Raw genomic sequence first — 26065 nt, forward strand, 5'->3', positions numbered from 1 at the left:
GCGTACGAGTGGCACGGTGAGTCTAGTGGGGGGCCCTCTAGGCTCGGTGCGTGACGACTAGGACGGTGCAGACCCGATGAGCGCGGAGCCCAGCGTGGTTGTGGGGCGTCTGGCGGCGCCCGACGTCCCCTCCGGGACGGTGACGCTCCAGCCCCCGCCCGAGCTCGTGCGGCCCGAGGGCGCGAGCGGCGCGCTCATGTCGATCATGCCCGTCGTCGGGTCGGTCGGCTCGATCGCGCTCATCTCGTTCGGGGCCGGCGGGCCAGGCGGCCAGACCCGCATCCTCATGGGCGCCGGCATCCTCGTCGCCTCGCTCGGGTTCGTCGTCGTCAACCTGCTGCGCCAGCGCAGCCAGCACCGGGCGCGGGTGACATCGAACCGGCGCGAGTACCTGTTCTACCTCGCGGACCTGCGCGAGTCCGTCCGCGCCGCGGGCGCCCGGCAGCGCCGCGCGGCGCTGTGGCAGCTCCCCGACCCCCCGATGCTGCCGCTGCTGGTCGAGGAGGGCTCGCGTGTCTGGGAGCGCGCGCCCGTCGACCCGGACTTCCTCCACGCGCGGTTCGGGACGGGCGACGCGCAGCTCTGCCTCGAGCTGCTGCCACCGGAGACCGCGCCGCTCGCGCAGCTCGACCCGGTCGCCGCGTCGGCCGCGCACCGGTTCCTCCTCACGCACGCGATCGCGCACGACCTGCCGCTGCCGCTCGACCTGCAGCAGCACAGCCACGTCGAGGTCGCCGGGCTCGAGGCCCCGGCGCGCGCCCTCGCGCGGGCGATGCTCGTCCACCTGGCGGCGTTCGCCTCGCCCGAGCACCTGCGGATCGTCGTGGTCGCCGGCGCCTCGGCCGCCCCGGAGTGGGAGTGGGTCAAGTGGCTGCCGCACGCGTGGTCGCCGAGCGCTCGCGACGGCGCCGGTCCCCGGCGGCTCGTGACGAACGACGTCGACGAGGCGCTCGAGCTCGCCGGCATCCTCGGCCGGCCCGACTTCTCCGCGCGGGGGACGCAGGAGCTCCCGCACGTCGTCGTGGTCCTCGACGGGGTGACGCCGCCGCTCGGGCACGACCTCGCGGCCGGGCTCCAGGGCGTCACCGTCCTGGACCTGCCGGCCGCCTGGAACGAGCTCGACGACCCGGCCCGCGCCCGGCTCCTGCTGCGCGGCCGGCCCGGCGAGCCCGGCGGCATCCAGGTCGAGCTGCTGCGCCCCGGCGTCCCGGGCGTCCTCGCGCGGGCGGACGCGCTCGGCGTCGCCGAGGCCGAGGCGGCGGCGCGCCGGCTCACCCGTCACGGCCTGCCCAGCTCCGAGGTCGAGGGGACGCGACCGCAGACGTCGGCCGAGCTCGTCGACCTCCTCGGGCTCGGCGACGTGCGCGACCTCGACGTCACGAGCTCCTGGCGTCGCCGAGCGCTGCGCGACCGCCTGCGCGTGCCGATCGGGCTCACGCCGCACGGCCAGCCCGTCCACCTCGACATCAAGGAGGCGGCGCAGGGCGGCATGGGGCCGCACGGCCTCATCATCGGCGCGACCGGCTCCGGCAAGTCTGAGGTGCTGCGCACCCTCGTGCTGGCGCTCGCGATGACGCACTCCTCCGAGGACCTCAACTTCGTCCTCGTCGACTTCAAGGGCGGCGCGACGTTCGCCGGGATGTCCGACCTGCCGCACGTCTCGGCCATCATCACGAACCTCGGGCAGGAGCTCTCGCTCGTCGACCGGATGCAGGACGCGCTGCGCGGGGAGATGACGCGACGCCAGGAGCTGCTGCGCGCGGCCGGCAACTTCACGAACGTGACGGAGTACGAGAAGGCGCGCGCCACCGACCGGCCCGAGCTGGAGCCGCTGCCGGCCCTGCTCATCGTGTGCGACGAGTTCTCCGAGCTGCTCTCGGCCAAGCCCGAGTTCACCGAGCTGTTCGTCGCCATCGGGCGGCTGGGCCGCTCGCTCCAGATGCACCTGCTGCTCTCCTCCCAGCGGCTGGAGGAGGGCCGGCTGCGCGGTCTGGAGTCGCACCTGTCCTACCGGATCGGGCTGCGCACGTTCTCGGCGCAGGAGTCGCGCGCCGTGCTCGGGGTGCCGGACGCCTACGAGCTGCCGTCGATCCCGGGAACGGGCTACCTCAAGCCCGACACGACGACGATGCTCCAGTTCCGCGCCGCGTACGTCTCGGGTCCGCCGCCCCGGCGGCGTCGCCGGCGCGGCGCCGACGCGTCGGCCGTGCACGGCGAGGTCAGTCTCGTGCCGTTCACGGCGGCACCGGTCGGCTCGGCGCAGCCGGAGTCCGCGGACGCGGCTCAGCCCGGACGAGCGGAGCCGGACGACGCGCGCGCGACCTTCGACATCGCCGTCTCGCGGATGGCCGGGCACGGGCGCCCGGCGCACCGCGTCTGGCTGGAGCCGCTGGAGACCCCGCTCACCTACGACGAGCTGATGCCCGACCTCGCGGTCCTGCCCGGGCGCGGCCTGCACTCGCCGGCGTGGCGGGCGGCCGGCGACTTCGTGCTGCCCCTCGGCATGGTCGACCTCCCGCTGGAGCAGCGGCGCGAGACGCTCACGGTCACCCTGTCGGGGGCCGGCGGCAACCTCGCCGTCGTCGGCGGCCCGCGCAGCGGCAAGAGCACGGCGCTGCGCTCGGTCGTCACGGCGCTCGCGCTGACCCACTCGCCCCTCGAGGTGCAGGTCTACGTCATGGACTTCGGCGGCGGGACGTTCGCGCCGCTGCGGGACCTGCCGCACGTGGCCGGGATCGCCACGCGCAGCGAGGAGGAGATCGTCCACCGGATGCTCGCCGAGGTGCGCGGCATCGTCGACGCCAGGGAGCGGTTCTTCCGCGAGATCGGCGTCGACTCGATCGACACCTACCGGGCGCGACGCGTCCCCGGCCGGGGACCGGAGCAGGGCGGCATCGACGACGGCTACGGCGACGTGTTCCTCGTCATCGACGGCTGGTCGACGCTGCGGGCCGACTTCGACCAGATGGAGGTCGAGATCCAGGCCCTGGCCGCGCGCGGTCTCACGTACGGCCTGCACGTCGTGGTCGCCGCTGGGCGCTGGATGGACTTCCGCGCGCCGATGAAGGACGTGCTCGGCAGCCGCGTCGAGCTGCGGCTCGGCGACCCGACCGACTCCGAGGTGGACCGACGGGTCGCGGCGACGGTTCCGGCCGGACGCCCCGGCCGAGGGCTGGCGACGACGAAGAACCACGTCCTCCTCGCGCTCCCGCGCATCGACGGGCGTCCGCGGGCAGCGACGCTCGCGGACGGGGTCGACCACCTCGTCCAGGTGGTCCAGCGCGCATGGACCGGTCCCGCCGGCCCGAAGCTGCGGCTGCTGCCGGAGCGGATCACGCTCGCCGAGGTCCGCACGCTCGCGGGGGCCGACCCCACGGTGGCGCCCGTCCGGCGCGGTGGTCGGCCGGCGCCGCTGCTGCTCGGGATCGACGAGGCCGCGCTGGCGCCCCTGCGGCTCGACCTCGCGCACGACCCGCACCTGTACCTGTTCGGGGACACCGGCTCCGGCAAGTCGGCGTTCCTGCGCGCGTACGCGGCCGAGCTGCGCCGCGTCGCCGCCCCGGACGCCGTGCAGATCTTCGCCGTCGACTACCGCCGGGCGCTGCTCGGCGAGATCCCCGAGGAGTACCTCGGTGGCTACCTGACGACGCACGACCAGGCGACCGCCCAGCTCCGCGACCTCGCCGACTACCTGCGCACGCGGCTGCCGGGTCCCGACGTCACGCCGGCCCAGCTCCGCTCGCGGTCGTGGTGGTCGGGGGCCGAGGTCGTCGTCATGGTCGACGACTACGACCTCGTCGCCACGTCCGCCGGGAACCCGCTGGCCGCGCTCGTCCCGCTGCTCGCGCAGGCGCGGGACGTCGGTCTGCACGTCGTGCTGACCCGGCGCAGCGGCGGCGCGAGCCGGGCGCTGTACGACCCGGTCGTCCAGGCGCTCCGCGACCTCGCCTCCCCCGGCGTCCTGCTCTCCGGCGACCCAGCCGAGGGCCAGCTCATCGGTGCCGTCAAGGCGCGCCGGGCGGTGCCGGGACGCGCCCAGCTCGTCTCCCGCGAGCACGGGACGCGCGTGGCCCAGCTCGCCTGGACGGCCCCGACCGCCTGAGTCCCGGCGCCCCGGGTCAGGGGCGGCGGGCGACGAGGACGAGCGTCCCCGCCCCGTCCTCGTCGTCGGCCAGCACCGCGTGCGCCGCGAGACCGGCGTGCACCGCGGCCGCGATCGCGGCCGCGCCCTGGCCGGGGGCCAGCTCGCTCACGGTCGCGCCTCCGGGGGCGAGCCACTCCCCCGCCGCGGCGAGCACGCGCCGGAGCACGTCCAGCCCGTCGTCGCCACCGTCGTGGGTCCGGCGCGGCTCCCCGTCGCGGGCGTCGCGCGGCAGCAGGTCGAGCTCGTCCGTCGGGACGTAGGGCACGTTCGCGACCAGCAGCGTCACCCGTCCCCGCAGGTCGGTCGGCACCCCGTCGACGACGTCGGCGACGCTCACGTCGCCCCACCCCGCGAGGTTGCGCTCGGCGCACGCGACGGCCCGGGGGTCGACGTCGCTCGCGTGGACGCGCGCCGGCCCGCACAGCTCGGCGAGGACGCGGGCGATCGCGCCGGACCCGCAGCACACCTCCAGGAGCACGCCGCCGGGGGCGAGCAGCCGTCGGGCGACGGCGACGAGCGCCTCCGTCCGGCGGCGCGGCACGAAGACGCCCGGCGTCACGGCGATGCGCACGCCGGAGAGCTCGGCCCAGCCGAGCACGTGCTCGAGCCGCTCGCCGGCGACCCGGCGGCGCACGGCGGCCTCGCGGGCCCCGCCCGCCTCGGGCAGCTCACCCAGGAGCCGGGCCTCGTCCTCGGCGAAGACGCAGCCGGCGGCGCGCAGCCGCGCGACCAGGTCGGCGGCGGACGGGTCGCCGGCGGGCGGGTCGCCGGCCGCGGCGGCCCGCCCGGTCTCAGGCGAGGCGCTCGACCACGACGTCGGCGAACTCACCGAGGGCCCGCTTGGCCACGGAGTCGGGCAGGACGTCGAGCTGAGCGACGGCCTCGGCGGCGACGGCGCGAGCCATCTCGCGCGCCTCCTCCATGACGGGGTGCGCCGCGAGTCGGGCGACCACGGCCTCGAGCGCCTCCGGCGAACCGAGGTCGCCCGCGAGCGCGTCGAGGATCGCGGTCCCCTCGTCGTCGATCCTCCCGTCGGCGGCACGGCGCTGCAGCAGCAGCACCGGCATCGTCGGGACACCCTCGCGCAGGTCCGTCCCCGGCGTCTTGCCGAGGACCTCGGCGGAGGAGGTCAGGTCGAGGACGTCGTCGGCGAGCTGGAAGGCGACGCCGACGCGCTCGCCGTACTCGACGACCGCGCGCAGCTCCTCGCCCGACAGGCCGGCGAACATGGCCCCGTAGTGCGCGGCCGCCGCGATGAGCGACCCCGTCTTCCCGGCCAGGACGCCGATGTGGTGCTCGACCGGGTCGTCGCCCTCCTGGGGGCCGAGCGTCTCGTGGAGCTGTCCGACGCAGAGCCGCTCGAACGTCTCGGCCTGGATCCGGACGGCCACCGGACCGAGCCCGGCGACGGTCTGCGAGGCGCGCGCGAAGAGCAGGTCGCCCGCGAGGATCGCGACGGAGTTGCCCCAGACCTCGTGCGCCGTCGGGACCCCGCGCCGGGTGGCGGCCGAGTCCATGACGTCGTCGTGGTACAGCGAGGCGAGGTGGGTGAGCTCGACGCCGACGGCGGCCTCGAGCACCTCCTCGCTCGTCCCCGTCCCGAGCTGGGCGGCGAGCAGCGCGAGCGCGGGGCGCATCCGCTTCCCGCCCGCGCTGAGCAGGTGGGAGGACGGCGCGTCGTCGAGCACCGAGGTCGCCGACACGGCCGCCTCGAGGCGGCGCTCGATCTCGGCGAGACCGTCGACGAGGGCGGCCTCGAGCTCGGGGTCGTTCGTCGGGAGCGGGGCCGAGGCGGCCGCCGGACCCGCGGGCGGGGCGCCCCCGGGGCTCGCGGGAGCCCCGGTGTCCCCGGTCGTCGTCACGTCAGTCACACGACGAACTTAGCCGCCTGCGCGAGCAGGTCGAGCACGGGCGTCGGCCAGACACCGAGCACCACCGTCGCGATCGCGCACACCCACAGGGCGACGCCCGTGAGCGCACCCGGCGTCACCGCGTCCGATCCGGGGCGCTCGGACTCCTCGGGCTCGGTGAAGAACATGAGCACGATGATCCGGACGTAGAAGAACGCGGCGGCGGCCGAGGCCACGACGGCGACGACGACGAGCGGCCACGCGCCGCCCTCGACGGCCGAGACGAACGCGACGAACTTCCCGACGAAGCCGGCCGTCAGCGGGATGCCCGTGAACGACAGGAGGAACAGCGTCATCATCCCGGCGAGCACCGGGTGGCGGCGGCCGAGCCCGGCCCACTGCGACAGGTGGGTCGCCTCGCCGGTGACGTTGCCCTCGGCGTCGCGCTCGCGGACCAGGGTGATGACGGCGAACGCGCCGACCGTCGCCAGGCCGTACGCCAGCAGGTAGAAGATGAGCGACGACGGGCCGGAGGGGGACAGCGTCGCGATGGCGACGAGCGCGAACCCGGCGTGCGCGACGGAGGAGTAAGCGAGGATCCGCTTGATGTCCGTCTGGACGATCGCGAGGACGGTCCCGACGAGCATCGAGGCGATCGCGACCGTCCACAGCACGGGCTCGAGGTCCCAGCCGAAGCCGGGGGCGGCGACGTAGAGCAGGCGCAGGATCGCGCCGAACGCCGCCGTCTTCGTCGCGGCGGCCATGAAGCCCGTCACGGGGGTCGGGGCACCCTGGTAGACGTCCGGGACCCACGCGTGGAACGGCACGGCGCCGACCTTGAACAGGAGCCCGACGAGCACGAGCAGGAAGCCGATCACGGCCATCCCGTCCATCCCGACGGTCATCTCGGCCGCCGTCCCGAGGTCCGCGTAGCCGAGCGAGCCGGAGAAGCCGTACAGCAGCGCGACGCCGAAGAGGAACAGGGCCGAGGAGAAGGCGCCGAGGAGGAAGTACTTGAGCGACGCCTCCTGGGACAGCACGCGGCGCCGCCGCGCGAGGGCGGTCAGCACGTACAGCGGCAGCGAGAGCACCTCGAGGGCGACGAACAGGACGAGCAGGTCGTTCGCCATCGGGAAGACGAGCATGCCCGCGAGACTGAACAGCGCGAGCGGGAAGACCTCGGTCTGCTCCAGGCCGGCCTTGCGGGCGGCCTCCTCGTACGGCGAGCCGGGCGCGGCGGCCCCCTGGGGCGCGAACGCCTCCTCGCCGCTGGGCAGCCGCGACGCCATGACGGCGAAGCCGACGAGCGCGACCAGGCAGAGGACCATCTGGATGGCGAGCGTCGGACCGTCCTCGGCGAGCTGGCCGGCGACGAGGGTCGACTCGCCCCCGCCCACGACGACGCTCCAGCGCCACGCGACGAGGACGAGCGCCACGAGCGGCGCGGCCAGCGCGACGAACACCTGGACGGTGCGGCGGGAGGTCTTCGGGACGAAGGTGGCGACCACGACCCCGAGGATCGCGGCCCCGACGACGACGAGGATCGGCGAGAGCGCAGCCCACTGGATCTCGGGTGCGACGAACGAGTTCACTGGGCGCCTCCCATGGCGAGCACCTGCGAGATCGGGGTGAGCAGGTCGAGGACCGGCCCGGGGACGAACCCGAGGATCAGCATCGCGGCGACGACCGGGACCATCGCCCAGCGCTCACGCGCGGACAGGTCGGTGATCCGGCCCGACTCGGCGGCCTGCGCGACCTCCTCCGACGGCTGGCCCGTGAAGACCTTCTGGTAGACGAGGAGGAAGTAGACCGCGGCGAGCACGACGCCGAGCGTGGCGACCACGCCGGCGGCGATCGACTCGGGGAACGACCCGATGAGGACGAGGTACTCCCCGACGAACCCGGACAAGCCGGGCAGGGCGACCGAGGCGAGGCCGGAGACCAGGAACAGCCCGGCCAGGATCGGCGTGACCTTCTGCATCCCGCCCCAGGCCGCGATCCGGCGCGCCTGCGGCGACGTCGGGCCGCCCTCGAGCGAGCGCTCCGTGAGGAAGCCGCCGAGGAGGAACAGCCCGGCGATCGACAGGCCGTGCGCGAGCATGTAGAACATCGCACCGGTCAGCGCGACCTGCGAGCCGATGAAGATGCCGAGCACGATGAACCCGAAGTGCGACACCGACGTGAACGCGATGAACCGCATGAGGTCCTGCTGGCCGATCGCGACCAGCGCGCCGTAGAGCAGCGAGACGATCGCGAGCACGACGATGACCGGCGCGGCCCAGCGCGAGGCGTTCGGGAACAGCGGGAGGCACAGCGCGAGCATCCCGAAGGTGCCCACCTTGTCCAGCACGCCGACGAGCAGCGTGGAGGTGCCCGGCGTGGCCTGCGCCGTCGCGTCGGGCAGCCAGGTGTGGACCGGCCACATCGGGGCCTTGACCGCGAAGGCGACGAAGAACGCGACGAACAGCCACTTCTCCATCGTCGGGTCGGCGATGACGCCGGCGAGGTTGTCGATGAGGAAGCCCTGCTCCCCGCCCGGCCCGTTGAGGAACGTCACGACGACGCCGACGAGCATGACCAGCCCGCCCGCGAGGGAGTACAGCAGGAACTTGACCGCGGCCGCCCGCCGGTTCGGTCCGCCGAACATCCCGATGAGGAAGTAGACGGGCAGCAGCATGACCTCGAACACGACGTAGAACAGGAACAGGTCGCGTGCCGCGAACACCGCGACCATGAGGCCGGTGAGCGAGAGCAGCAGCGCGATGAACGTCGCGCGGCGCCGGGCGACGAGCGCGGGGTCGGCGTCGTCGTCGGGAACGGCGCGCCAGTCCGACGCGATGACGACGGGGACGAGCCCGACGGCCAGGAGGACCATGACGAGGCCGAGGCCGTTGACGCCCACCGCGTAGCTGACGCCCATGGCGGGGATCCACGGCGCCGTCTGCGTGAGCTGGACGCGCGCGGCGTCGGCGACGTCGAACTGCGTCGCCATCGCGACCGCGATCGCGACGACGACGAGCGAGACGACGAGGCCGTACGCGCGGGCCACCTTGTGCAGGGCGGGGACGAACCAGAGGAGAGCCGCCGCGATGATCGGCAGCGCGATCAGGACGGTGATCCAGGGCAGGGTGCTCAAGTGTCTCCTCCTCTCTTACATCCGGACGAAGTGAAGGACGACGGCGATGAGGACGAACCCGCCGAGGATCATGAGGCCGTAGCTGCGCACCATGCCGTTCTGGAGCTTGCGCAGCGCCCGCCCGAGCCCGACGGTGCCCTCGGCGGCCCCCCGGATCGCGCCGTCGACCACGGCGGTGTCCGCGTAGACGAGCGTGCGCGAGAGGTCCTGGCCGGGGCGCTGGAAGACCGCCTCGTTGACGGCGTCGCCGTAGAAGTCCTGCCGGGCCGCGCGGGTGAGCACGCTGCCGGTCGGTGGGGTGATCGGGACGGGGTTGCGCCCGTACTGCCGCCACGCGAGCAGGATCCCGACCGCGACGAGCGCGAGCGAGACGCCCATGATGACCGGCACCGGGAGCACGGGCGGGTGCGCCTCGTGGTCGACGTGACCCGTCACCGGCTCGAGCCAGCCGACGATGCCGTCGCCGAGCGAGAGGAGGAAGCCGAGGGTCACGGCCCCGATCGCGAGGACGATCATCGGGATCGTCATGACGGCCGGGGACTCGTGCGGGTGGCGGACGGGGCGCCGGTCGTCGGGACCGAGCAGGTCGGCGTTGTCGACCCAGCGCGCCTTGCCGGTGAAGGTCATGAAGAACATCCGCGACATGTAGAACGCCGTGATGCCCGCGCCGACCAGCGTCACGGTGCCGAGCACCCAGGGCTGCCAGCCCGAGCCGACGAACGCCGCCTCGATGATCTTGTCCTTGGAGTAGAACCCGGCGAACGGCGGGACGCCCATGATCGCGAGCCAGCCGGCGCCGAACGTCAGCCAGGTGACGACCATGAACTTGCGCAGGGCGCCGTAGCGGCGCATGTCGACGTCGTCGCCCATCCCGTGCATGACGGAGCCGGCCCCGAGGAACAGACCGGCCTTGAAGAAGCCGTGCGTCACGAGGTGGAAGATCGCGAACGCGTACCCGATCGGGCCGAGCCCGGCCGCGAGCACCATGTAGCCGATCTGGGACATCGTCGAGCCGGCGAGCGACTTCTTGATGTCGTCCTTGGCGCAGGCGACGCCGGCCCCGAACAGGAGTGTCACGGCACCGATGACGACCACGACGAGCTGCGCGGTCGGCGCCGCGTCGAAGATCGAGGCCGACCGGACGATGAGGTAGACGCCGGCCGTCACCATCGTGGCGGCGTGGATGAGCGCGGAGACCGGCGTCGGGCCGGCCATCGCGTCACCGAGCCACGCCTGCAGCGGGACCTGGGCCGACTTGCCGCACGCGCCGAGCAGGAGCATGAGGCCCGTGGCGATCAGCATCGGGGAGTTGACGGTCGAGAGGGCGGCGACACCGGCGTCGACGTCGGCGAAGCTCACGCTGCCGAACGTGGCGAACAGGAGCCCCATCGCGACGATGAGCCCCATGTCACCGACGCGGTTCATGACGAACGCCTTCTTCGCCGCGACCGCGTTCGGGGTGTGGAAGTTCCAGAACCCGATGAGCAGGTAGGACGCGAGACCGACGCCCTCCCAGCCGACGAACAGCAGCGCGTAGGAGTCCGCCATCACCAGGACGAGCATCGCGGCGACGAACAGGTTGAGGTACGCGAAGAACCGGCGGCGGGCCCGGTCGTGCGCCATGTAGCCGATCGAGTAGACGTGGATCAGCGTGCCGACGAACGTGATGAGCATGACGAAGGTCAGCGACAGCGGGTCGATCCGCAGCCCGGCCTCCACCGACAGGTCGCCGGCCGGCAGCCAGTCGTAGAGGGGGACGTCGATCACGCGCTCGGCGACGGGGCGACCCATCACCTCGAGCAGCACGAGGAGCCCGACGACGAACGACGCGGCGGACGCGACCGTCGCGAGCAGGTGGCCCCACGCGTTCGATCGCCGGCCGAGCAGCAGGAGCAGCCCGGAGCTGGCGAGCGGGACGGCGATGGCGAGCCAGGAGTACTCGATCATCCTCAGCCCTTCAGGAGACTCGGCTCGTCGACGGAGACGGTCCGTCGGGCGCGGTAGATGGACACGATGATCGCGAGCCCGACGACGACCTCGGCCGCCGCGACGACCATGACGTAGAACGCCATGACCTGACCGGTGAGCTGGCCGTGCACGCGGGAGAACGTGACGAGGGCGAGGTTGCACGAGTTGAGCATGAGCTCGACACCCATGAACGCGAGGATCGCGTTGCGGCGGGTGAGCACGGTCACCGCCCCGATGGTGAACAGGATGCTCGAGAGCACCAGGTAGTGCATGAGGGTCACGACCGGTCCCCCTTCTCCTCGAGGTCGGACCGGCCGTCGTCGGTCGGTTCCGACTCGTGATCGGACTCGGGCTCCGGCAGGTCGCCGCGCTCCTCGGCGAGCATGTCCTCGACCGTCTCCGTCACGACCGCGCGCTCGACGTCGGCCTCGGCCGCGAGCGCGGCCGCCGACTGCTCGGGCGTTGGCGCGGGCGGCCGGGACAGGTAGCGGCCCTCGGCGATCTGGGCGACGTGACCGTCGAAGCTCGCCGGGTCCAGCTCCTGGCCCCGGATGCGCAGGACGCGCGGGACCGAGATGTCGATCGGGCGGCCGTACGGGTCGAGGGCCGGGACGTCGGCGGCGTTGTGCTCGGCGTAGACACCGGGCGCCGGCATCGGGGTGAGTACCTGCGAGCCCTCGCCGCGCGCGTAGGCGCGCTGGCGCAGCCGCACGGTCGCCTTCTGGTTGCGGGCCTGCTGGAGCGCCTCGCGGTGGGTCAGCGTGATCGCCGAGAGCGCCGCGACGATGAGCAGCACCCCGACGAGCTCGAGCGTGAACACGGTCGCGCCGAAGATCACGTGGGCGACGCCGGCCGGGTTCGTGTTGGCGTTGGCGACCTCGAGCCCGACGGCGTCCGGCAGCGTCGCCGTGACGATCACGCCGGCCAGGACGGCGACGAGGCCGGCCCCGAGGACGTACGCGACCCAGCGCTGCGCCTTGAGCGTGTCGACCGCGGCGTCGGCGGCATCGACCCCGACGAGCATGAGCACGAAGACGAACAGGATCATGATCGCGCCGGTGTAGACGACCACCTGAGCGACGCCGAGGAACGGCGCCTCGAGCATCGTGTAGAGGAACGCCATGCCGATCATGACGAAGATGAGCCCGACGGCGGCGTGCACCGGCTTGCGCGCGAACAGCAGCGCGAGCGCGGCGATCACCATGAGGGGCGCGATGATCCAGAAGATCGCGACCTCCCCGCCGGTTCCGACGACGGAGTCCATCAGTCCCTCCCCTTGGCGGACGAGGCGCCCGCGGATCCAGCCGGTGCCGCGCCGGCCGCCTTGACGGCCGCCGGGAGGCTCGGGTCCTCGGGACGCTCCCGCTCCACCCAGGCCACCTGGGACGGGGTCGGCGCGGTGACGTCGCCCGCGTAGTAGTCGCGGTCCGTCGTGCCCTCCACCATCGGGTGCGGCGCGGCGAGCATCCCCTCCCTGAGCGGGGCGAGCAGCTCGTCCTTGGTGAAGATGAGGCCCTCGCGGGTCGGGCCGGCGAGCTCGTACTCGTTCGTCATCGTGAGCGCGCGCGTCGGGCACGCCTCGATGCACAGGGCGCAGAAGATGCACCGCAGGTAGTTGATCTCGTAGACGCGGCCGTAGCGCTCGCCGGGCGAGAACTGCTCGTCTGGCGTGTTCTCGCCGGCCTCGACGAAGATCGCGTCCGCCGGGCAGGCCCACGCGCACAGCTCGCAGCCGATGCACTTCTCCAGCCCGTCCGCGTAGCGGTTGAGCTGGTGGCGGCCGTGGTAGCGCGGCTGCGTCGGGTGCTTCACGAACGGGTACTGCTCCGTGACCATCGGCCGGAACATGTTCGAGAACGTGACGCCGAAGCCGGCGACGGGGGCGAACAGCTCCGCGATCGCGCTGCCGCGCCTGGCGACGGCGGCGTCCGTGATCGGCGTGCTGGACCCCGTCGAGCCGGCCCTCTGCTCTGGCTCAGCCATGGCTGGACTCCTCGTTTCCGGACGGTGCGGACGATGGGGTGGCACCGGCGTCGGCGGCCGGGCCGGTGCCCGCCGTCGCGGTGCCCGGGACGAGCCCGACGGACACGGTGCGACGCCGGGGGGCCGGCGGGAGGACCTGGCCGGGCAGCGGCGGGACGGGGTAGCCGTCCGCCAGCGGGTCGTACTCCCGCGGGACGGTCGCGGCGACCACCGGTTCGGGTTCCTTCCTGGTCGGCCAGACCAGGAGCAGGACGAGGGCGACCCCGAGCGGGATCGCGATCCACCACAGGAGCGTGGAGAGCTGGACCTCAGCGAACTGGCGCGTCGCCTGCACGGCCACGACGGCGACGAGCCACACGAGCGCCGTCGGGATGAGGACCTTCCAGCCGATGTTCATGAACTGGTCGTACCGGAAGCGCAGCAGCGTCCCGCGGACCCAGAAGAAGAAGAACATGACGAGCCACATCTTGAGGAAGAACCACAGGAAGGGCCACCAGCCCTCGTTGAACATGCCGCCCGCGATGGCCGAGATCGGCCACGGGGCGCGCCAGCCGCCGAGGAAGAGCGTCGTCGCGATCGCCGAGACGTTGAACATGTTGATGTACTCGGCGAGGAAGAACCAGGCGAACTTCATCGAGGAGTACTCGGTCATGTGACCGGCGACCAGCTCCCCCTCGGCCTCGGGCAGGTCGAACGGGAGGCGGTTGACCTCACCGACCATCGAGACGATGTAGACGAGGAACGCCGGTAGGAGGGCCAGCGCCCACCAGAAGTTCGTCTGCGCCTCGACGATCGCCGAGGTCGACATCGACCCGGAGACCACGAACACGCTCACGAGCGAGAGGCCCATGGCCAGCTCGTAGGAGATCACCTGCGCGGTGCCGCGGACGGAGCCGAGCAGCGGGTACGTGGAGCCGGAGGCCCAGCCGCCGAGCATGATCCCGTACACGCCGAACGAGGCGACGGCCAGGATGTAGAGCACCGCGACCGGCATGTCGGTGAGCTGCAGCGGCGTGAGGACGCCGAACATGCTGACCTCGGGGCCCATCGGGATGACCGCGAAGATGAGCAGCGAGGCGAACACCGTGATGAGCGGCGCGAGGATGTAGACGAACTTGTCGGCCGCCTTGACGATCATGTCCTCCTTGAGGAGGAGCTTGATCGCGTCGGCGAGCGACTGGAACAGGCCGAGCGGACCGTGGGTGTTCGGGCCGGGCCGCACCTGCATCCGGCCGAGCACGCGCCGCTCGGCCCAGATGGCGAGCAGCACGTTGAGCAGCAGGAAGACGAGGATCCCGACGGCCTTGATGACCCAGATCCACCAGGTGTCGTTGCTGAAGTCGGCGACGACGCCATGGTTGACGGCGTTCACTTGGCCACCTCCACGATCTCTCCGGCGCGGACGCCGAGATGGGCGGTCGAGGGGAAGTCCCTCGGGTCGGCCGGCACCCACACGACACCGTCGACCACGCCGGCGACGACGAGCGGGTACTCCGCCTCGCCGCGCGGGCCGCGCAGCCGCACCGTCGGGGAGTCGGCGACGCCGAGCGCGTCCGCCGTCGCCCGCGACATCATCGCGACCGGGCGGCGCGCCGTCCCGGCCAGGTGCGGCTCGAAGTCCTGGCCGCGACCGGCGTCGAGCAGGAGCCGCCACGTGGCGAGCACCGCCTGACCCTCGCCGGGCGCCGGCACCGGGCCGGGCTGGGCCGCGCCGAGCGCGACGCGCTCGCCGCGCCAGAGCTGCGGCTCGGTGGCGGTGAGCGTCACGCCGAGCTCGTCGCAGAGCATCCGGATGACCTCGGCGTCGCTGCGGGCCGGCGTCTCGAACACCTCGTCGAACCGGCGCGGCCGGCCCTCCCAGGTGAGGAACGTGCCGGCCTTCTCGACGGGCGGCGCCACGGGGAGCACGACGTCGGCCAGCTCGGTGACCTCCGACGCGCGGACCTCGAGCGAGACGACGATCCCGCCGGCGGCGCGGACCGCCTCGAGCGCGGCGCGGGCCGCGTCCGGGTCGGGCAGGTCGGACAGCTCGACACCGCCGATCACGACGCCGGCGAGCTCGCCGGAGGCGAGGGCGGCGAGGATCCCGACGAGGTCGCGCCCCGGCGTCTCGGGCACCGGGGCGCCCCAGGCTGCGGCGATCTCGGCGCGCGCGGCCTGGTCGGCCACGGGGCGGCCGCCGGGCAGGAGCTGCGGCAGCAGGCCGGCCTCGACGGCGGCGCGGTCGCCGGCGCGGCGCGGGACCCACGCGAGGCGGGCGCCCGTGCGCGTCGCCAGCTCGGCCGCCGCGGCGAGACCGCCGCGGACGGCGGCGAGCCGCTCGCCGACGAGGACGACGCCGAGGCGTCCCTCCCCGCCGAGCTCCGTCACCGAGGCCAGCACCTCGGGCTCGGTGCCGGGCGCCGCGGGCAGGAGCGTCGCGTGCATCTTGGTCGAGCCGCGGGACAGGAACGGGGCGACCGTCCGGACGCGGGTGCCGCCGGCGAGGACAGCCTTGCGCAGCCGCAGGAAGATCGTCGCCGCCTCGTCCTCCGGCTCGAGGCCGACGAGCAGGACGTCGGCGTTCTCCAGGTCCCCGTACGTGACGCCGATCCCGGACGCGGCGACGCGCGCGGCCAGGAAGTCGGCCTCCTCGGAGCTGCCGTAGGCGCGGGAGCGGAAGTCGACGTCGTTCGTGCCGAGGACGCCGCGGGTGAAGGAGCTCCAGGCGAGCGCGTCCTCGTAGGTGAGGCGGCCGCCCGGCAGGGCTGCGAGACGACCGCGGCGCTGCGCGAGCAGCGTCGCGGCGACGTCGAGCGCGTCGCCCCAGCTCGTCTCGACGAGGTCGCCCGTCCCGTCCGGGTTCTCCCGGACGAGCGGCGCGAGCAGCCGGTCGGGCGCCGCCTGCCAGCGGAAGGCGAACCGGTCCTTGTCGCTGACCCACTCCTCGTTGACGGCCATGTCCTCGCCGGCGAGTCGACGCAGGACGACGCCGCGGCGGTGGTCGACGCGGATCGCGGCGCCACAGGCGTCGTGCTCGGCGATCGACGGGGCGGAGACGAGGTCGAACGGGCGGGCGCGGAAGCGGTAGCTCGCCGAGGTGAGCGCGCCGACCGGGCAGATCTGGATCGTGTTGCCCGAGAAGTAGGAGGCGAACGGCTGACCGGACTCGTCGAGCTCGGCCGGTCCCACGGGCGAGCTACCCGTGAAGCCGAGCACCTCGGCGTCGAACACGCCGATCTGCTGGCGCGCGCCCCGCATCTGCAGGTCGATGAACGGGTCGCCGGCGATCTCGTCGGAGAACCGGGTGCACCGCTGGCACAGGATGCAGCGCTCGCGGTCGAGGAGGATCTGGGTCGAGACCGAGATCGGCTTCGGGTAGGTCCGCTTGACGCCGTGGAACCGGCTGACCTCGCGGCCGGCCGTCATCGCCTGGTTCTGCAGCGGGCACTCGCCGCCCTTGTCGCAGATGGGGCAGTCGAGGGGGTGGTTGATGAGGAGGAACTCCATCACCCCCTCCTGCGCCTTGTCCGCGACCTCGCTGGTCATCTGCGTGTTGACGACCATGCCAGGGGAGACCTCGAGCGTGCAGGAGGCCTGCGGCTTCGGCATCGGGCGCAGGGTGCCCTCGCGGTCCGGCATCGCGACCTCGACGAGGCACTGGCGGCAGGCGCCGGCCGGCTTGAGCAGCGGGTGGTCGCAGAAGCGCGGGATGGCGATCCCGAGGTCCTCGGCCGCCCGGATGACGAGCGTGCCCTTGGGCACCTCGGTGGTGAAGCCGTCGATCGTCACCTCGACGAGCGGCACGAGCTGCGTAGCCGGCGTGGGCTGCGTCGTCGTCATGCCGTGACCTCCTTGGGGGTACGGGCGGGGTTCGAGGTCACGCTCTCCAGCGCGCTGGCCTCCGGCGGGAAGAGCTCCCACGCCGGGGTGTGGCAGCCCGCCTCGAACTCGTCGCGGAAGTGCTGCAGACCGCTCGTGACCGGCGTCGTCGCGGCGTCGCCGAGCGCGCAGAAGCTGCGGCCGAAGATGTTGTTCGCGACGTCGTCGAGCGTCTGGATGTCCTCGGGCGTCCCCTGCCCCGCCTCCAGGCGGTGCATGAGCTGCTGCATCCAGTAGGTGCCCTCGCGGCACGGGGTGCACTTGCCGCACGACTCGTGCTTGTAGAAGTCGATCCAGCGCGTCACGGCCCGCACGACCGAGACCGTCTCGTCGAAGATCTGCAGCGCGCGCGTGCCGAGCATCGAGCCGGCGGCGGCCACCGAGTCGAAGTCGAGCGGGACGTCGAGGTGCTCCTGCGTGAGGATCGGCGTGGAGGAGCCGCCCGGGGTCCAGAACTTGAGCCGGTGGCCCCTGCGGATGCCCCCGGCCAGCTCGAGCAGCTCGCGCAGCGTGATGCCCATGGGCGCCTCGTACTGGCCGGGGCGCTCGACGTGGCCGGAGAGGGAGAAGATGCCGTGCCCGGAGCTCTTGGCCGTGCCGAGCCCGGAGAACCACTCGGCGCCACCGAGGACGATGCCCGGCACCGACGCGATCGACTCGACGTTGTTGACCACCGTCGGGCGGGCGTACAGGCCCGCGACGGCGGGGAACGGCGGCTTGAGCCGGGGCTGGCCGCGGCGGCCCTCGAGCGAGTCGAGCAGCGCCGTCTCCTCGCCGCAGATGTAGGCGCCGGCGCCCGCGTGGACCGTGACCCTGAGGTCGCCGAGCAGCCCGGCGTCGCTCGCCTCGCGAACGGCGGCGAGCAGGCGGCGGTAGACCTGGACGACCTCGCCGCGCAGGTAGATGAACGCGTGGTCGCAGCCGATCGCGCGCGAGGTGATCGCCACGCCCTCGACGAGGACGTGGGGGTTGGCCATCATGAGCGGGATGTCCTTGCACGTCCCCGGCTCGGACTCGTCCGCGTTGACGACGAGGTAGCGGGGGCCGCCGTCCGGCGGGGGGAGGAAGCTCCACTTGAGGCCGGTCGGGAAGCCGGCGCCGCCGCGGCCGCGCAGGTTCGACCCCTTCACCAGGTTGACGATGTCACCCGGGGCCATGTCGTTCGCGATCGCGAGCGCGCGGTACCCGCCGTGCTCGCGGTAGGTCTGGAGCGTCCAGGACGCCTCGGCGTCCCAGATGTCCGACAGGACGGGGGTCAGCACGTCGGTCATGACTCGCTCCCAGAGGTCTCACCCTGCTGATCGGGCTCGCCGCGGTTGTCCGCGCCGCTGGCCTCGGCCTCGCCGATCGGCTCGGCGTGCTCGGCGCTCGAGCCCGGCCCGCCGACGCCGGCGTCGTCGGCCGCCTCGGCCGTCGTCGCGTCCGAGGTCGGCTCGCCGGTGGCCGCCCGCGGCTCCGCGGCCGCCTCGGCGCCGGGCGATCCGGCCGGGTAGGCCGGGGCGGCCCAGTGCCGCTCGCGCGAGATCTCGAGGCCGACGAGCGTCGGGGCGCCGCCGGCCGGGCCGTCGTCGACCAGGCCGTCCTCGAACCCGGCCAGGACCCTCGAGACGGACCTGAAGTCCTGCACGACGGGGCCGCGGTCGGCCCGGACCGGCGTCCCGGAGCGCAGCTCGTCGACCACCTCGACCGCGCGGGCCGGGGTCATGTTGTCGAAGAACTCCCAGTTGACCATGACGACCGGGGCGTAGTCGCAGGCGGCGTTGCACTCGATCCGCTCGAGCGTGATGGCGCCGTCGTCCGTCGTCTCGTCGTTGCCGATCCCGAGGTGGGAGCTGACGGCGTCGTAGACCGCGTCGCCGCCCATGACGGCGCACAGCGTGTTCGTGCAGACGCCAACCGTGTAGCTGCCGTTCGGCTTGCGCTTGTACTGGCTGTAGAACGTCGCGACGGCCGAGACCTCGGCGCGGCTCAGGTCCAGCAGCTCGGCGCACAGCGCGATGCCGCGGGGCGAGACGAACGAGTCGACCGACTGGATGAGGTGGAGCATCGGCAGCAGCGCGCTGCGGGGCTCGGGGTAGCGCGCGATGATCGCCGCGCTGTCCTCGCGCAGCCGCGCCTCGGTCGCCGGGTCGTAGCCCGAGGGTCCGCCGGACGGGGTCGCGACGGCCGATGCGGCCATGGCGTCCGCCAGGTACAGGTCGTCGGTCATCGGTCGACACCTCCCAGGACGGGGTCGATCGAGGCGACTGCCACGACGACGTCGGCGATCTGCCCGCCCTCGCACATGGCCGCCAGCGACTGGAGGTTGGTGAAGGACGGATCACGGAAGTGGGCGCGGTAGGGACGCGTCGCGCCGTCGGAGACGAGGTGGACGCCCAGGTTGCCCTTGGCGTGCTCGACGTCGACGAACACCTGGCCGGCCGGGACGCGGAAGCCCTCGGTCACCAGCTTGAAGTGGTGGATGAGCGACTCCATCGAGTGGCCCATGATCTCGCGGATGTGGGCGGCGGAGGTGCCCTGGCCGTCCGGGCCGATGGCGAGCTGGGCCGGCCAGCGCACCTCGGGGTCGGCGACCATGACCGGGTGGCTGCCGCCGGCCCTGTCCTGCGCGTCGATCCGGTCCATGACCTGCTCGACGATGCGCATCGACTCGTCGATCTCGTCGAACCGGAGCAGGATCCGCGAGAAGGCGTCGGCGTCGGAGGAGGTCGGGACCTTGAAGTCGTAGGTCTCGTACCCGCAGTACGGGTCGTCCTTGCGCAGGTCGAACGGGAGGCCGGCGGAGCGCAGGATCGGCCCCGTCACCCCGAGCGACATCGCCGTCGAGAGCGGCAGGTAGCCGATCCCGATGGCGCGGCCCTTCATGATCGGGTTCGCGTCGATCAGCTTGTGCAGGTGGCCGACGTACTGGAAGAACCGCGGCATCATCTCGCGGATGGCCGCGGTCGTCCCCGGCGGGATGTCCTGGGCGAGCCCGCCCGGGCGGATGTACGCGTGGTTCATCCGCAGGCCCGAGACGAGCTCGAAGATCTTGAGGATCTCCTCGCGGGCGGTGAACGCCTCCGTCATGATCGTCGTCGCGCCGAGCTCGTTGCCGCCCGTGCCGATCGCGACGAGGTGCGACGCGGCGCGCTGCAGCTCCATGAGCAGGACGCGGACGAGCGTGGCGCGCTCAGGCGCCTCGATGCCGAGGAGCTTCTCGACGCCGAGGCAGTAGGCGACCTCCTGGAAGAACGGGGCGACGTAGTCCATGCGCGTGCAGTACGTCACGCCCTGGGTCCACGTGCGGAACTCCATGTTCTTCTCGATGCCCGTGTGCAGGTAGCCGATGCCGACCCGGGCCTCGCGGACGGTCTCGCCGTCGAGCTCGATGATGAGCCGGAGCACGCCGTGCGTCGACGGGTGCTGGGGACCCATGTTGACGACGATCCGCTCCTCGCCGAGCCGGGCCGCCTCCTCGGCGATCTGCGCCCAGTCGCCGCCGTGCGCGGTGAACGACGCGGCGCCGTCGAGGTCCTCCTCGACGCCGTCGACGAACGTGGACTCGGTCGCGCCGTCGACGCGGCCGGTCCGGGACGTGTGGTGAGCCGTGCTCATCGGTAGGACCTCCGCTGGTCGGCGGGGGGCACGGTGGCGCCCTTGTACTCGACGGGGATGCCGCCCAGCGGGTAGTCCTTGCGCTGGGGGTGGCCGACCCAGTCGTCCGGCATCGCGATGCGGGCGAGGCCGGGGTGGCCGTCGAAGATGATCCCGAAGAAGTCCCAGGTCTCGCGCTCGTGCCAGTCGTTGACCGGGTAGACGTTCGTCGTCGACGGGACGTGCGGGTCGGCGTCCGGCACGGCGACCTCGAGCCGCAGCAGCCGGGGACCGTTCGTGATGGAGCGCAGGTGGTAGACGGCGTGCAGCTCGCGGCCGGCGTCCTCCGGGTAGTGCACCCCGCTGACGCCGAGCGACAGGTCGAAGCGCAGGTCCTGCTCGTCGCGCAGGAGGCGGCAGACCGTCACGAGGTGCTCGCGCGCGATCTCGAGCGTCAGCTCGCCGCGGTCGACGACGACCTTGCGCACGGCCGCCCCGTAGGCGATCCCGTTGTCCTCGAGCACCTCGGCGAGGATGTCGACGACCTCGTCGAACCAGCCGCCGTAGGGCCGCTCGGTCGGGACGTCGATGACGACGGAGACCTGGAGACCGCGGAAGCCGGACGTGTCGCCCGTGTCCGTGTTGCCGAACAGGCCCTGGCGGGTGGCGACGAGGTCGCCGCGGGCCTGGTCCTCCAGCGCGGGGGCCGGCTCGGGCAACCCGCCCGGCACCACCGGGCCCCCCTCGACGACCTCGCCCGCGTCGTCCAGCTCGCCGGACGTGACGGCGGCGGGGTCGGTCGGGGCGGCAGCCGGAGCCTCGGGCACGGCGGACGACGGCGCGTCGGGGCGCGTCTCCTCGGGCGGGTTCGCCTTGCTCCCCGGGGTGTCGGTGCTCATGCGAGCAGCCCCTTCTGGGCGTGCGTCGGGGTGGCGGCGAGCGCCGCGGCCTCGACGCGACGGGCGATCTCGTCCCGGCGGGCGCCGAGCGGCGCCTTCTTGACCTGCTCGTGCAGCTCGAGGATCGCGTTCAGCAGCATCTCCGGGCGCGGCGGGCAGCCGGGCAGGTAGATGTCGACGGGGACGACGTGGTCGACGCCCTGGACGATCGCGTAGTTGTTGAACATCCCGCCGGAGGACGCGCAGGCGCCCATCGACAGGACCCACTTCGGCTCGGACATCTGGTCGTAGACCTGACGCACGATGGGGGCCATCTTCTGCGACAGCCGGCCCGAGACGATCATGAGGTCCGCGTGGCGCGGGGAGGCCCGGAAGACCTCCATGCCGAACCGGGAGATGTCGAAACGGGGCGTGCCCGTCGCCATCATCTCGATGGCGCAGCACGCGAGCCCCATCGTGACGGGCCACATCGACGCCTTGCGGGCCAGCCCGACGATGTCGCCGATCGCGCCCAGTGCGAAGCCGGGAGCCTGCTCCTCGATACCGCGTCCCATGTCCGCCTCCCTCAGTCCCAGTTCAGGGCGCCGCGGCGCCACTCGTAGATGTAGGGGACGGTGATGAGGGCGAGGAAGCCCATCATCGCGACGATCCCGAAGACGGCCAGGTCGTGGAAGGCGACGGCCCACGGGTACAGGAAGACCACCTCGATGTCGAAGATGATGAACGTCATCGCGACGAGGTAGTACTTGATGTTGAACCGGCCGTGACCGACGGCGTGCGGCGTCGGCTGGATGCCGCACTCGTACGCCTCGAGCTTGGCGCGCGAGTACACGCGCGGCCCGATGATCGCGCTGGCGCCGACGCCCCCGAGGGCGAGCAGGGCCGCGACCCCCATCATGACGAGGATCGGAGTGTAGGGATTGGTCATGCCGCAGGCACCACCTTCGTCAGTGCGGTGATGATCCGGTCCATGGCGTCGCCGCCCGTCCGGTCGTAGGAGTCCGACAAGAGCTTGTGGACGAACTTCATGAGCGTCGGGCGGGGCAGCCCGTACTTCGTGCAGACGCGCATGACGCGCGGGTGCTCGATGATCTTCACGAACTGCTTGCCAAGGGCGTAGTAGCCGCCGAGCTCGGCCCGCATGAGGCGCGGGTACGCCTGCATCGCGCGCTCCCGGCTGGCCGCGTCGGGACGCGCGAGCGCCTGGGCGATGACGTCGGCGGCGAACCGGCCGGCCTGCATCGCGTAGGCGATGCCCTCGCCGTTGAACGGGCTCACCATGCCGCCGGAGTCGCCGACCAGGAGCAGGCCGTCCGCGTAGAGCGGCTTGCGGTTGAACGCCATCGGCAGGGCGGCGCTGCGCACGGGACCGACCTGGTTCTCGGGCGTGAAGCCCCACTCCTGCGGGACGTTGGCGATCCAGCGCGCGAACACGTCGCGGTAGTTGATCGTCGTCGCCTTGGCGTCCGAGGAGACGCTGCCGAGGCCGACGTTCGCCAGACCGTTGCCGAGCGCGAAGATCCAGCCGTAGCCGGGCAGGAGCGCCGACTCCCCCGGCTTGCCGTCCCACAGCTCGAGGTGGGACTCCATCATGTCGTCGTCGGCCCGCGGCGTGCCCTCGGGCGTGCGGAAGTAGGTGCGGACGGCGACGCCGAGCGGGCGGCTCGCCAGCTTCTCGCGCCCGACGCTCGTGGCCAGCCGGGCGGCGACCCCACCGGCGTCGACGACGTAGGGGGCGGTGAAGGTCAGCTCGGGCTCACCGGTCGCGCGACCGCGCGCGTCGACGCGCTTGACGGTGACGCCCGTGATCCGGCCGTCGTCGGAGCGGACCGCGCCGGTCACGCTGTGCCCCTCGAGGAGCCTGGCCCCGCTGGCGACCGCGTGGCGGGCGAGGGTCTCGTCCAGGTCCTCGCGGGTGCGGGTGAGGCCGTAGCTCGGGACGGTCTCGAGCTCCGGCCACGGCATCTCGATCCGGTGCCCGCCGCCGACGACGCGCAGCCCGACGTTGCGCAGCCAGCCGTCGTCCTCGCGGATCGGCACGCCCATCGAGATGAGCTCGGCGACCGCGCGCGGCGTGAGGCCGTCGCCGCAGATCTTGTCGCGCGGGAAGGTGGCCTTCTCCAGCACGACGACGTCGAGCCCGCGCTGGGCGAGGTAGTGCGCCGTCGCGGCTCCACCGGGACCCGCGCCGACGACGATGACGTCGGCGCTAGCAGTCGCGGCTGCCATCGTCATCACCTCGCTGTCCTGCCTGTGCCATGTCCTGCCTGAACGTGCCGCCCGGGCCGTCGCCGAGGCGGCGTCCCGCGGCACGGTGTGCCGAAAATCCGAGGTCCGAGCACGCGGCTGACGGCGTCTCGCGCGCAGACCGTTTTCACTCTAGTTAGGCCCTCCGGGGGTGTCTCCCAAGGCTTACCTAACCACGTGTCGCGGCCTCGCGCTCGGCCTATTTTCGCTACACCTGAGGCCCGAATTTCGGGACCAAGGTCAGGGTCGACTCAGGGCTTGACGGCCCGGTGCAGGGCGACGATCCCGAGGCTGAGGTTGCGGTAGGACACCGACCGCCAGCCGGCCTCGTGCAGGAGCGCGGCGACGCCCTCCTGGTCCGGCCAGTCGAGGATCGACTCCTCGAGGTAGTCGTAGGCCTCCGGGTTGGAGCTGAAGGTGCGCGAGACCGGCGTGAGGACGGTGCGCAGGAACAGCCGGTAGCCCTGGTCGACGATCCCGACCGGCGGGGTGGAGAACTCGCACACGACGATCCGGCCGCCCGGGCGCGTGACGCGGAGCATCTCCCGCAGCCCCTGGACGGCCGGGCTCACGTTGCGCAGCCCGAACGAGATCGTCACGGCGTCGAACGTGTCGTCGGCGAACGGCAGCGCGGTGGCGTCGCCGGCGACGAACGCCAGGTCGGGGCGGCGTCGCTTGCCCTCGAACACCATCCCCGTCGAGAAGTCGCACGCGACGGCGTCGACGCCCCGGTCCGCGAGCGCGGCCGTCGACGTCCCGGTACCGGCCGCGAGGTCGAGCACGCGCTCCCCCGGCGCCGCGTCGATGGCACGAACGGTGGCTCGGCGCCAGGCCCGGTCCTGCCCGACGGACAGGATGTCGTTGGTGAGGTCGTAGCGGCGCGCGACGTCGTCGAACATCTCGGCGACGGCGGCGGGATCCTTGTCGAGCTGGGCGCGGGCCATAGGACGATCCTCCCATCTCCGCGGCGTAGGCTGGCCGCGATGTCCGAGGCCGCCACCAGCGAATCGCCCTCCCGCGCGCTCGCGCCGGCGCGGGTGTCCGTGCGCACCCTCGAGATCGACGACCCGGGCGACCTCCTCGCGCTGCTGCCGGACGGGGGGCCGGACACGCTCGTCTGGCTGCGCCGCGACGAGGGCATGGTGGCGTGGGGCGAGGCCGCGCGGATCGACACCCGCGGCGAGGGACGCATGCTGACGGCCGACGCGCGGCTGCGCGAGCTCGCCGCCGCCAGCACCGTGGTTGACGAGGTCAACCTGCCCGGCACCGGGCTCGTCGCGTTCGGCTCGTTCGCGTTCGACGACGAGGACCCGTCGGGCGGGACGCTCGTCGTCCCCCGCGTGCTGGTCGGGCGGCGACAGACCCCCGGCGGCGTGCGCGCGTGGGTCACGCTCGTCGACGCCGCCGATGGGACGGACGCGGGCGTCGGCGACGACCCCGGCGTGACCGGTGCGCTCGCCGGACCGCGCTCGCCGGTGCGCGAGCCGCGGGACGTGACCTGGGAGCCGGGCGCCCACTCCGGCGAGGACTGGATGGCCCGCGTGGCCGACGCGGTCGCGCGGATCCGGCGCGGCGACGCGGCGAAGATCGTGCTCGCGCGGGACGCGGTCGCCGTAGCGAGCGAGCCGCTCGACCTGCGGGCCCTCACCACCCGGTTCGCCCGGGCCTACCCCACGACGTGGACGTTCGCGGTCGACTCGCTCGTCGGCGCCACCCCCGAGCTGCTGGTCCGGCGCGAGCGCGGCCTCGTCGCCTCGCGCGTGCTGGCGGGCACGATCCGGCGCACCGGCAACGACGAGGCCGACCTCGCGCACGCCGCGGCGCTGGCGCGCTCGTCCAAGGACCTCGAGGAGCACGAGCTGGCCGTGGCGTCGCTCGCCGAGGCGCTGGAGCCGTTCGTCGCGTCGGCGAACGTGCCCGAGGTGCCGAGCGTGCTCCACCTGCCCAACGTCATGCACCTGGCGACGGACGTGACGGCGGTGCTCGCCCCCGGCGACGCCAGCGACGCGCCGGACCGCGCCGGGGCGCTCCCGTCCGTCCTGCGGCTCGCGGCCGCCCTCCACCCGACCGCGGCCGTCGGCGGGACCCCGACGCGGGTCGCCGTCAGCCTCGTCCGCGAGATCGAGGGGATGCCGCGCGGCCGGTACGCGGGCCCGGTCGGCTGGCTCGGCGCCGACGGCGACGGCGAGTTCTGCATCGCGCTGCGCTGCGGACGGATCGAGTCGGACGACCCGCGCCGGATCCGCGTGTTCGCCGGCTGCGGCATCGTCGCGGCGTCCGACCCGCAGTCGGAGCTGGACGAGACCGAGGCGAAGTTCGAGCCGGTCCGCCAGGCGCTGCGCTGACCGCCGACGTCGAGCCCGACCCGTCCGAGCGCCGAGCTCGACCCCCGCATGCGACG

20 protein-coding genes are annotated in these 26065 nt (G+C 73.0%); 2 read left to right on the top strand and 18 right to left on the bottom strand.

Features of this window, described 5'->3' with window-relative positions:
- The first annotated feature begins 94 nt into the window (after nucleotides 1-94).
- Entirely contained in the window at nucleotides 95-4102 is a 4008-nt protein-coding gene (gene eccCa, locus EDD28_RS03145; protein WP_123739895.1) for a type VII secretion protein EccCa, read from the top strand.
- 16 nt (nucleotides 4103-4118) lie between these two features.
- Here the strand turns inward: eccCa and EDD28_RS03150 are convergent, their stop codons facing one another.
- The 18 genes from EDD28_RS03150 to EDD28_RS03235 form a co-directional block, all read right to left on the bottom strand.
- A complete protein-coding gene (locus EDD28_RS03150; RefSeq protein WP_123738292.1) occupies nucleotides 4119-4973 on the bottom strand; it encodes a putative protein N(5)-glutamine methyltransferase in 855 nt (284 codons plus the stop codon).
- On the bottom strand, nucleotides 4936-6006 hold the full coding sequence (locus EDD28_RS03155; RefSeq protein ID WP_123738293.1) for a polyprenyl synthetase family protein: 1071 nt from the start codon (nucleotides 6004-6006) through the stop codon (nucleotides 4936-4938). Before EDD28_RS03155 ends, EDD28_RS03150 begins: the two co-directional genes overlap by 38 nt.
- 5 nt (nucleotides 6007-6011) lie before the next feature.
- The gene (nuoN, locus tag EDD28_RS03160) at nucleotides 6012-7586 is read right to left on the bottom strand and encodes an NADH-quinone oxidoreductase subunit NuoN (protein ID WP_123738294.1); all 1575 of its coding nucleotides are present in this window, start codon (nucleotides 7584-7586) and stop codon (nucleotides 6012-6014) included.
- Nucleotides 7583-9130 (bottom strand): NADH-quinone oxidoreductase subunit M, encoded by a 1548-nt coding sequence (locus EDD28_RS03165; protein WP_123738295.1) that lies wholly within the window; start codon nucleotides 9128-9130, stop codon nucleotides 7583-7585. The genes nuoN and EDD28_RS03165 overlap by 4 nt, the downstream gene beginning before the upstream one ends.
- A gap of 15 nt (nucleotides 9131-9145) precedes the next feature.
- A complete protein-coding gene (gene nuoL / locus EDD28_RS03170) occupies nucleotides 9146-11077 on the bottom strand; it encodes an NADH-quinone oxidoreductase subunit L (protein ID WP_123738296.1) in 1932 nt (643 codons plus the stop codon).
- Between the two features lie 2 nt (nucleotides 11078-11079).
- A complete protein-coding gene (nuoK, locus tag EDD28_RS03175) occupies nucleotides 11080-11379 on the bottom strand; it encodes an NADH-quinone oxidoreductase subunit NuoK (protein WP_123738297.1) in 300 nt (99 codons plus the stop codon).
- A complete protein-coding gene (locus tag EDD28_RS03180; protein WP_123738298.1) occupies nucleotides 11376-12362 on the bottom strand; it encodes an NADH-quinone oxidoreductase subunit J in 987 nt (328 codons plus the stop codon). Before EDD28_RS03180 ends, nuoK begins: the two co-directional genes overlap by 4 nt.
- Nucleotides 12362-13081, bottom strand: coding sequence for an NADH-quinone oxidoreductase subunit NuoI (nuoI, locus tag EDD28_RS03185; protein WP_123738299.1), 720 nt, complete (start codon nucleotides 13079-13081; stop codon nucleotides 12362-12364). The genes EDD28_RS03180 and nuoI overlap by 1 nt, the downstream gene beginning before the upstream one ends.
- On the bottom strand, nucleotides 13074-14453 hold the full coding sequence (nuoH, locus tag EDD28_RS03190) for an NADH-quinone oxidoreductase subunit NuoH (RefSeq protein ID WP_123738300.1): 1380 nt from the start codon (nucleotides 14451-14453) through the stop codon (nucleotides 13074-13076). The genes nuoI and nuoH overlap by 8 nt, the downstream gene beginning before the upstream one ends.
- Nucleotides 14450-16903 (bottom strand): NADH-quinone oxidoreductase subunit G, encoded by a 2454-nt coding sequence (locus EDD28_RS03195; protein WP_123738301.1) that lies wholly within the window; start codon nucleotides 16901-16903, stop codon nucleotides 14450-14452. The genes nuoH and EDD28_RS03195 overlap by 4 nt, the downstream gene beginning before the upstream one ends.
- Complete coding sequence (gene nuoF, locus EDD28_RS03200; protein WP_123738302.1) at nucleotides 16900-18213, bottom strand: NADH-quinone oxidoreductase subunit NuoF; 1314 nt, start codon at nucleotides 18211-18213, stop codon at nucleotides 16900-16902. The genes EDD28_RS03195 and nuoF overlap by 4 nt, the downstream gene beginning before the upstream one ends.
- Complete coding sequence (nuoE, locus tag EDD28_RS03205; protein WP_170169330.1) at nucleotides 18210-19151, bottom strand: NADH-quinone oxidoreductase subunit NuoE; 942 nt, start codon at nucleotides 19149-19151, stop codon at nucleotides 18210-18212. Before nuoE ends, nuoF begins: the two co-directional genes overlap by 4 nt.
- Complete coding sequence (locus EDD28_RS03210) at nucleotides 19148-20539, bottom strand: NADH-quinone oxidoreductase subunit D (RefSeq protein WP_123738303.1); 1392 nt, start codon at nucleotides 20537-20539, stop codon at nucleotides 19148-19150. Before EDD28_RS03210 ends, nuoE begins: the two co-directional genes overlap by 4 nt.
- The gene (locus EDD28_RS03215; protein ID WP_123738304.1) at nucleotides 20536-21417 is read right to left on the bottom strand and encodes an NADH-quinone oxidoreductase subunit C; all 882 of its coding nucleotides are present in this window, start codon (nucleotides 21415-21417) and stop codon (nucleotides 20536-20538) included. The genes EDD28_RS03210 and EDD28_RS03215 overlap by 4 nt, the downstream gene beginning before the upstream one ends.
- On the bottom strand, nucleotides 21414-21971 hold the full coding sequence (locus tag EDD28_RS03220; RefSeq protein ID WP_123738305.1) for an NADH-quinone oxidoreductase subunit B: 558 nt from the start codon (nucleotides 21969-21971) through the stop codon (nucleotides 21414-21416). Before EDD28_RS03220 ends, EDD28_RS03215 begins: the two co-directional genes overlap by 4 nt.
- Nucleotides 21972-21982: 11 nt before the next feature.
- Nucleotides 21983-22345, bottom strand: a complete 363-nt coding sequence (locus EDD28_RS03225; protein ID WP_123738306.1) for an NADH-quinone oxidoreductase subunit A — start codon at nucleotides 22343-22345, stop codon at nucleotides 21983-21985.
- On the bottom strand, nucleotides 22342-23646 hold the full coding sequence (locus EDD28_RS03230) for a geranylgeranyl reductase family protein (protein ID WP_211339101.1): 1305 nt from the start codon (nucleotides 23644-23646) through the stop codon (nucleotides 22342-22344). The genes EDD28_RS03225 and EDD28_RS03230 overlap by 4 nt, the downstream gene beginning before the upstream one ends.
- Nucleotides 23647-23915: 269 nt before the next feature.
- The gene (locus tag EDD28_RS03235; RefSeq protein ID WP_123738307.1) at nucleotides 23916-24608 is read right to left on the bottom strand and encodes a demethylmenaquinone methyltransferase; all 693 of its coding nucleotides are present in this window, start codon (nucleotides 24606-24608) and stop codon (nucleotides 23916-23918) included.
- A 39-nt stretch (nucleotides 24609-24647) separates the two neighbouring features.
- On the opposite strand from EDD28_RS03235, the gene EDD28_RS03240 reads away from it, so the two are divergent.
- On the top strand, nucleotides 24648-26009 hold the full coding sequence (locus EDD28_RS03240) for an isochorismate synthase (RefSeq protein ID WP_123738308.1): 1362 nt from the start codon (nucleotides 24648-24650) through the stop codon (nucleotides 26007-26009).
- Nucleotides 26010-26065: the final 56 nt, after the last annotated feature.

The organism is Salana multivorans, assembly GCF_003751805.1.
Taxonomy (GTDB): domain Bacteria; phylum Actinomycetota; class Actinomycetes; order Actinomycetales; family Beutenbergiaceae; genus Salana; species Salana multivorans.

Coding starts and splice junctions, on each gene's coding strand:
- EDD28_RS03235 (WP_123738307.1), bottom strand. CDS start 24,608: ATGGCCCGCGCCCAGCTCGACAAGGATCCCGCCGCCGTCGCCGAGATG.
- EDD28_RS03220 (WP_123738305.1), bottom strand. CDS start 21,971: ATGGGACGCGGTATCGAGGAGCAGGCTCCCGGCTTCGCACTGGGCGCG.
- EDD28_RS03180 (WP_123738298.1), bottom strand. CDS start 12,362: ATGGACTCCGTCGTCGGAACCGGCGGGGAGGTCGCGATCTTCTGGATC.
- EDD28_RS03215 (WP_123738304.1), bottom strand. CDS start 21,417: ATGAGCACCGACACCCCGGGGAGCAAGGCGAACCCGCCCGAGGAGACG.
- EDD28_RS03240 (WP_123738308.1), top strand. CDS start 24,648: ATGTCCGAGGCCGCCACCAGCGAATCGCCCTCCCGCGCGCTCGCGCCG.
- nuoL (WP_123738296.1), bottom strand. CDS start 11,077: ATGATCGAGTACTCCTGGCTCGCCATCGCCGTCCCGCTCGCCAGCTCC.
- nuoF (WP_123738302.1), bottom strand. CDS start 18,213: ATGACCGACGTGCTGACCCCCGTCCTGTCGGACATCTGGGACGCCGAG.
- EDD28_RS03210 (WP_123738303.1), bottom strand. CDS start 20,539: ATGAGCACGGCTCACCACACGTCCCGGACCGGCCGCGTCGACGGCGCG.
- EDD28_RS03195 (WP_123738301.1), bottom strand. CDS start 16,903: ATGACGACGACGCAGCCCACGCCGGCTACGCAGCTCGTGCCGCTCGTC.
- EDD28_RS03225 (WP_123738306.1), bottom strand. CDS start 22,345: ATGACCAATCCCTACACTCCGATCCTCGTCATGATGGGGGTCGCGGCC.
- nuoE (WP_170169330.1), bottom strand. CDS start 19,151: ATGACCGACGACCTGTACCTGGCGGACGCCATGGCCGCATCGGCCGTC.
- nuoI (WP_123738299.1), bottom strand. CDS start 13,081: ATGGCTGAGCCAGAGCAGAGGGCCGGCTCGACGGGGTCCAGCACGCCG.
- EDD28_RS03230 (WP_211339101.1), bottom strand. CDS start 23,646: ATGGCAGCCGCGACTGCTAGCGCCGACGTCATCGTCGTCGGCGCGGGT.